At 45.8% G+C, this 5,820-nt stretch carries 8 protein-coding genes; 2 read left to right on the top strand and 6 right to left on the bottom strand.

Features of this window, described 5'->3' with window-relative positions:
* Nucleotides 1-450: 450 nt before the first annotated feature.
* The 3 genes from ACKFKF_RS34060 to ACKFKF_RS34050 form a co-directional block, all read right to left on the bottom strand.
* Nucleotides 451-711 (bottom strand): DUF4278 domain-containing protein, encoded by a 261-nt coding sequence (locus ACKFKF_RS34060; RefSeq protein ID WP_446871796.1) that lies wholly within the window; start codon nt 709-711, stop codon nt 451-453.
* An 18-nt stretch (nt 712-729) separates the two neighbouring features.
* Nucleotides 730-1,452, bottom strand: a complete 723-nt coding sequence (locus ACKFKF_RS34055; RefSeq protein WP_446871795.1) for a CPBP family glutamic-type intramembrane protease — start codon at nt 1,450-1,452, stop codon at nt 730-732.
* 152 nt (nt 1,453-1,604) lie between these two features.
* Nucleotides 1,605-2,528, bottom strand: coding sequence for an NADP-dependent oxidoreductase (locus ACKFKF_RS34050; RefSeq protein WP_446871794.1), 924 nt, complete (start codon nt 2,526-2,528; stop codon nt 1,605-1,607).
* Nucleotides 2,529-2,855: 327 nt separating this feature from the next.
* Between ACKFKF_RS34050 and ACKFKF_RS34045 the strand changes: the two genes are divergently transcribed.
* Complete coding sequence (locus ACKFKF_RS34045; protein WP_446871793.1) at nt 2,856-3,308, top strand: peptidoglycan-binding domain-containing protein; 453 nt, start codon at nt 2,856-2,858, stop codon at nt 3,306-3,308.
* Between the two features lie 78 nt (nt 3,309-3,386).
* On the top strand, nt 3,387-5,024 hold the full coding sequence (locus ACKFKF_RS34040) for a GMC family oxidoreductase (RefSeq protein ID WP_446871792.1): 1,638 nt from the start codon (nt 3,387-3,389) through the stop codon (nt 5,022-5,024).
* A 65-nt stretch (nt 5,025-5,089) separates the two neighbouring features.
* On the opposite strand, the gene ACKFKF_RS34035 is transcribed toward ACKFKF_RS34040, so the two are convergent.
* The 3 genes from ACKFKF_RS34035 to ACKFKF_RS34025 all read right to left on the bottom strand — a co-directional run bounded on the left by ACKFKF_RS34035 (nt 5,090) and on the right by ACKFKF_RS34025 (nt 5,774).
* Complete coding sequence (locus ACKFKF_RS34035) at nt 5,090-5,344, bottom strand: globin domain-containing protein (RefSeq protein WP_446871791.1); 255 nt, start codon at nt 5,342-5,344, stop codon at nt 5,090-5,092.
* A gap of 11 nt (nt 5,345-5,355) precedes the next feature.
* Complete coding sequence (locus ACKFKF_RS34030; protein WP_446871790.1) at nt 5,356-5,529, bottom strand: hypothetical protein; 174 nt, start codon at nt 5,527-5,529, stop codon at nt 5,356-5,358.
* Nucleotides 5,530-5,660: 131 nt separating this feature from the next.
* A complete protein-coding gene (locus ACKFKF_RS34025) occupies nt 5,661-5,774 on the bottom strand; it encodes a peptidoglycan-binding domain-containing protein (protein ID WP_446871789.1) in 114 nt (37 codons plus the stop codon).
* Between the last annotated feature and the right edge of the window lie 46 nt (nt 5,775-5,820).

Below are 5,820 nucleotides of genomic sequence, written 5' to 3'. Positions count from 1 at the left end.
GAATTTACTGTCCTCTCTTGCATTCCGGCTTCCTAGTTTTGTCAGTCAAGCAGCCAAACTTGCATAAATCTCGTACAGACGCGGATGAGTTTTGCCGCGATCGCCATGTTCAATGACGGCTTGGGTGATTGTCTCGATCGTAATGTTTTTCATCTTTCTGCTCTCCTTTGTAGAAGCTGTTTCTATTCTGCAAAATGCTTTCTTGAATTGCCAGATCAGTTAAGCCTGTGAGAAGCTAACTTAACTAAGATCTTGTACCAGTTGAATCAGCCGTATTTTGGGCGTTTCGTTTAATCTTCAACCATCGTCCATTTCCAAGTTAATTTGCCATCGACTTTAATCCAGATCCCTATTAACCTTTCGCGTTTGGTAGAGCGCGGTGATGTGTCCCAAAACGGTATCTGAGCTTGAGTTTTTTGAGTAGTGAAAGTGTCCATGATGAGATGCCCTTTAATTACTTACTGTCCTTGTAGTTCTGGTGTGCATTGCGACTGAAGAATTTGCTTGCTCTGAAGGAATCGCACAATTGATCATTGCCTCGTATGTTACTCCTCGGTATCTCAGCACAACCGCTCGCTGAGAGATTGTAGACATGAGCGGAATCTGCGATCGCAGTACTGCCCCTCGATATCTGCCAATAACGTTACCTGGAATTGTTAGCACTCGTGCGAAATTAGATTGATAGCGAATACCGCGATAACAAAGTTGCATGAATCTTTCCTCTCGATATTAAATGGAATTCAGAATTGAACTAGCTTCAGTTCGCCGAAGCCGAGACCGACAGACTAAACCTGCGATGAACAATGCGATCGTGACTAAGATCCCAGATTCTCCAAGCCATAATTTGGCATTACTTCCCGTTGTTGCTGGATCAAATGCAAGTTGAATCGTTGCATTCCAAACCGAATGAAGCAAGATAGATGACCAAATACTGCCCGTGGTTAGTCGCAGATAAGCAAACACAAATGATACTGAGGTTACACCTACAACAAAGAGAGCCGTAGATACTATCGGAAGCGCACTAGACGCATATCCCGCTCCTAAAATTAGTGGAATGTGCCAACCACTCCAGATCAAGCCACTCATGAAGATCGGATATGGAACTTTAGCCTCAATCAATCGGGTTAGCATATAGCCTCGCCAGCCAATCTCTTCACCCGCCGACGTGATAATCAGCGGAATCGTAAAAAGCGTTGACGCGAGAATCAGTCTAAGAATGAAAATTGCGATCGGAGAAAGCGCAAAACGATCAACCAATGTTTCTAAACCTTGAGTGGGAGCAACAAAATGAGCTAATCCGGTGATCCAAGCAATGCCGTAAGTTACTAATCCAACACTGATTGGAAACAAGAATGCAAACAGAATCGCCCATCGTTCACGTCGTTGACTAAAGCTAAAAGATACATCACTAAAACCTTCGCGCAGCACCAAACGAGCAATGATTGAAGCCAATGCAGGTGTTCAGGTTAGGAGCATTGCGACAATGATAGATGGCTTATCTACAATGATCACAGTTTGCAATGCAGCCGACATTGGGATTAGAATTGCGAAAAAAATCAATAATCCTCGTCGCGCCCGTAGAAGAGAGGAGCTTGTCATGATAGTTAATCTGCAACGTGTAGAACAATTTTGCCGCGTCGGTGACTGGTTTGAATTCGATCGTGAGCTTGACGCGCTTCAGACAGAGGCAACACGGCTTCAATGATCGGTTTAATTTTTCCTGCATCAATCAACTCGGCAATCTCCTGGAGTTGATGTACGTCCGGCTTCACCCAAACGACAGTTCCCCGTTTACCATCAGCAGATTGTTCAATAGGTTGACTGACGATCGAAACGAGAATGCCACCCGATTTCAAGGTCTGCCACGATCGCTCCTGAACCTTGCCGCCCTGTGTGTCCAGCACAACGTCAACATCTTGAATGACAACCTCGAACTGAGTATTCTGGTAATCAATCACCTCGTCGGCTCCTAATTCGTGTAGAAAATCGCGATCGCGACTTGAAGCCGTTCCAATCACCTTTGCGCCTCTCAGTTTGGCAAGCTGCACTGCGAATGTTCCAACCCCACCCGCTGCACCATGAATCAAAATCGTTTGCCCTGCGGATAGATTTGCAACCTCTAAAGCCTGCCAGGTGGTCAATCCAACTAATGGAATAGCAGCCGCTTGGATATGACTGATAGACGCTGGTTTTGTCGCAATCTGAGAAGCATCTGCAATCACATAATCTGCATAAGCTCCATCGCGGGTAAAATCCAGCAATGCGTAAACAATATCCCCAATTTGCCACTGAGAGACATCCTCGCCAATTTGCTCAATCACTCCAGACACATCCCAACCCGGAATCATTGGCAGCGCATAGTCCCACCAGTTTCGCAGGTAGCCTGCTCGAATTTTGCAATCAATGAGATTCAGTGCTGCTGCATGAACCCGAATCAACACTTCGCCTGCGTTTGGAACTGGGGAAGGAACTTCTTCATAGGTCAATACATTCGCGCTGCCATAGGTATGAATCCGAATTGCTTTCATGATGTCCTTTCTCTTGGATTCGATAGCTCCAGTATGGCGATTGGCAAGCACAGAGAACAGGCAAGATAGCGCTTTGAGATTTCAACTTAAGCTGGATGTTTATCATACTGTTGTAGTAACTGTTTCAGCGATCGAGACTTCAATTTGATTAAAATCGCACTGAGTTTCGCAACCTGATTCAGCGAACATTCAAGCAAATCACCGCATTTCTTAAGTTGCTCGTTTACTTAGCTAACTAAGCTGGTTGAGTTGTTGAAAGCATCGCAGACTGAAAGAGTCCTGAGATTGAAGGCAAAAAATCTCAAATGCAAACGACAGGAGTAAATCATGGCTTATAACTATAGCAATGCTGAGTTTCGTAATCTACTCAATGGGTTAGGATTTAGACTATCTGGTGTCAATGAACCCACTTTTCCATTGACCTACGACGATAGCCCATTGAGCGATGCGGAGACTGTTCAAGCTGTTCAAGCATTTCAACGGTACTTCAAAATTGCTGCGGATGGGATTGCGGGTATCGTGACCAAACGAAAAGCAGAGCAGGCAATGAACATTCTTCATTATGAACTGGATGTCGTGATGAAGGCAAACCCGCCCTTACGTCCGCAAGCACCGCTATATGGACCGCAAACGGCTCAAGCGATCGCTCGTTTTCGCGTCGCGTACGGTTTTGAAAATGATGGTAATCCAGCAAACGATCGCGTTGCTGATCTTCCAGTACGCCGCAAGCTCAATGAACTGACTCCTCGCGGACAAAAGCTTGAGGCTGAAGCTATCTAGTTTTTGAGCAATCACATTCTTCAGTAGGGTGGTATTGTCCATCCTACTTTCTAGTGCATTCTTCTTGAGGTTTTTATTATGAGTGCAGTTGATTCGTCTTCAGAGCAACAGGTTTATGATTTCATTATTGCTGGAGCAGGGGCTGCGGGTTGTGTCCTTGCTCATCGCCTCAGTGCTAATCCAAATTATCGGGTGTTACTTCTAGAAGCAGGCTTACCCGATCGCAAACCCGAAATTCACATTCCAGCCGCCTTCAGCAAACTATTCAAGACTGAATACGATTGGAACTATAGTGCAGTCTCTCAGAGTGAGCTAAAAGGTCGAAAGAGCTACTGGGCAAAGGGTCGGACTTTAGGTGGCTCGACCTCAATTAATGCCATGATGTATCTGCGGGGTGTTCCTGTTGACTATGATGCTTGGGAGAAACTTGGAAATCCTGGATGGAGTTGGCAAGATGTATTGCCCTACTTCCGTTACTCTGAATGCAACAGTCGCGGCAGCAATGAGCTTCATGGCGATCAGGGACTGCTGTATGTTGAAGATTTACGCGATCGCAATCTGCTCAGTCAGATTTTTATTCAAGCTGCACAAGCCATTGGACTTCCCTACAATCCTGATCTCAATGGTCAGCAATTAGAAGGAGTGGGTTGGGTGCAGGTGACTCAACATCAAGGGCGGCGTTGGAGTACAGCAGATGCGTTTTTGCGTCCAGCTATGCGGCGTTCTAATCTTCAAGTGTTGACAGGAGCGCAGTGTACTCGCGTCGTGATTCGCGATCGACGTGCGATCGGAATGGAGTATTTGCACAATGGTAATCGAACGACAGCAACAGCAACTCGTGAAGTGATTCTTTCGGGAGGGGCGATCGGATCTGCTCAGTTGTTAATGCTGTCTGGAATTGGAGCCGCCTCACACTTACGAGAGTTGGGCTTGGATGTTGTGGTAGATTTACCAGGAGTTGGGCAGAACTTACGCGATCATGTTGCAGTTGCGGTGGTAGTAGGAAGCAAAAAACCAGTGTCGCTATTGAATGCAAACTCGTTACCCGAATTGATCAAATATTTTCTATTGCGGCGTGGAATGCTATCTTCTAGCGTTCTTGAAGCAGCCGCTTTCTTGCGAACTCAGCCCGATCTGATTGCGCCCGACTTAGAGCTACAGTTTGCACCCGTGATGTTTTCTAACTATGGATTGATCCAGCCTACTGAACATGGAATGACAATTGGACCGACTCTGATTGCACCTAGAAGCGTTGGAGCAATGCGGCTACGATCTCCCAATCCGCTCGATCACCCAATCATTGATCCAAAGTACTTCTCTGATCCAGAAGGGCATGATTTGAGCGTGATGATCGCAGGAGTTCGGAAGGCACAAGAGATTTTTGCTGCGAATCCGATGGAACCCTACCGGAGCAAATCGATTTTCCCCGATCGCATTCTTGAGTCCGATCGTGAGATTGAAGACTATGTACGATCGGAGGCAGATGGCTGGTGGCATCCAGTTGGAACTTGCCGGATGGGAACTGATCCCCTAGCCGTTGTCGATTCAACTTTGCGAGTTCATGGAATCGAAAGCTTGCGGGTCGTCGATGCTTCAGTGATGCCAACCATACCACGCTGTCATACAATGGCTCCTACTATTATGATTGGGGAAAAGGCTGCTGATCTAATCCTGAAACAAGTCTCTCGATCGCGTGAGCGGGCAAAGGTTTCTTGAGATCAAATCTTGAAAGCAGCTTAGATCCCTCTTCCGAACTGAGAAGGGGGATTTTATAGCGATCTCTATCTTTTCTGAGCCGGAAGAGCCAAAGCCTCAGTTGGGCATTCTGCACCATCTAACATGAGTTGAGCGACTGCTGCATAAGCTTCACTCCACGCCTGCTCGACTTCGGGTGTCCACCGATCTCCCAAGCAAATTGCAAACACTTTTAACAATGTACTACCAACCATCGGGTAATGTTCAGGCAATACACCATACTGAAGATGACGGGTTCCTAACCCCTTAACGGACTTCGTGAATCCGTCAGGGTTTCGCAAACTGTTGACAACTAGAGCGATTTGAAAAGTTTGCTGGCTTGTTCTTCCATGTGAGTGTTGGCAAAAAGTGATTGAACTTCTGGATAGTCCGCAAACAAATGCTGGTAGAAATGAGCCGTGAAGGCTATTTCCCGTTCTTTAATTTGCGAAAAACTGGATTCTAACAATTCAACATTCAAAGACATGTGGAAGCTCCTTTTATTGGCTATCTGTAGTTTGCCAAATTCGGATTAATCTATCTATGAGCTATCTCATGAAAGATGAAAAAGTGGTGCGATCGTAAAATCACACCACTCAATTTCAAAGAGCGTTGCTCCTATTTTGTTTTAATCATTGGAATTTGGTTCATCATTGTTTGCCAAGTTTGCTGCCCCACAATTCCATCTTGTGTTAGAGAATGAGACTGCTGAAATTCTCTGACGTACAGCATTTTTCAAGTAGATGTAGTACGATTAACTAGTCAGTGTCAGTAGAAA

The sequence above is a fragment of the Phormidesmis sp. 146-12 genome (assembly GCF_052939495.1).
This window is presented reverse-complemented; position numbering and strand designations above follow the sequence as displayed.

Excerpts from the sequence above, each read along its gene's own strand:
- ACKFKF_RS34060 (WP_446871796.1), bottom strand. The coding sequence starts at position 711 with ATGCAACTTTGTTATCGCGGTATTCGCTATCAATCTAATTTCGCACGA.
- ACKFKF_RS34050 (WP_446871794.1), bottom strand. The coding sequence starts at position 2,528 with ATGAAAGCAATTCGGATTCATACCTATGGCAGCGCGAATGTATTGACC.
- ACKFKF_RS34045 (WP_446871793.1), top strand. The coding sequence starts at position 2,856 with ATGGCTTATAACTATAGCAATGCTGAGTTTCGTAATCTACTCAATGGG.
- ACKFKF_RS34040 (WP_446871792.1), top strand. The coding sequence starts at position 3,387 with ATGAGTGCAGTTGATTCGTCTTCAGAGCAACAGGTTTATGATTTCATT.
- ACKFKF_RS34030 (WP_446871790.1), bottom strand. The coding sequence starts at position 5,529 with ATGTCTTTGAATGTTGAATTGTTAGAATCCAGTTTTTCGCAAATTAAA.
- ACKFKF_RS34025 (WP_446871789.1), bottom strand. The coding sequence starts at position 5,774 with ATGCTGTACGTCAGAGAATTTCAGCAGTCTCATTCTCTAACACAAGAT.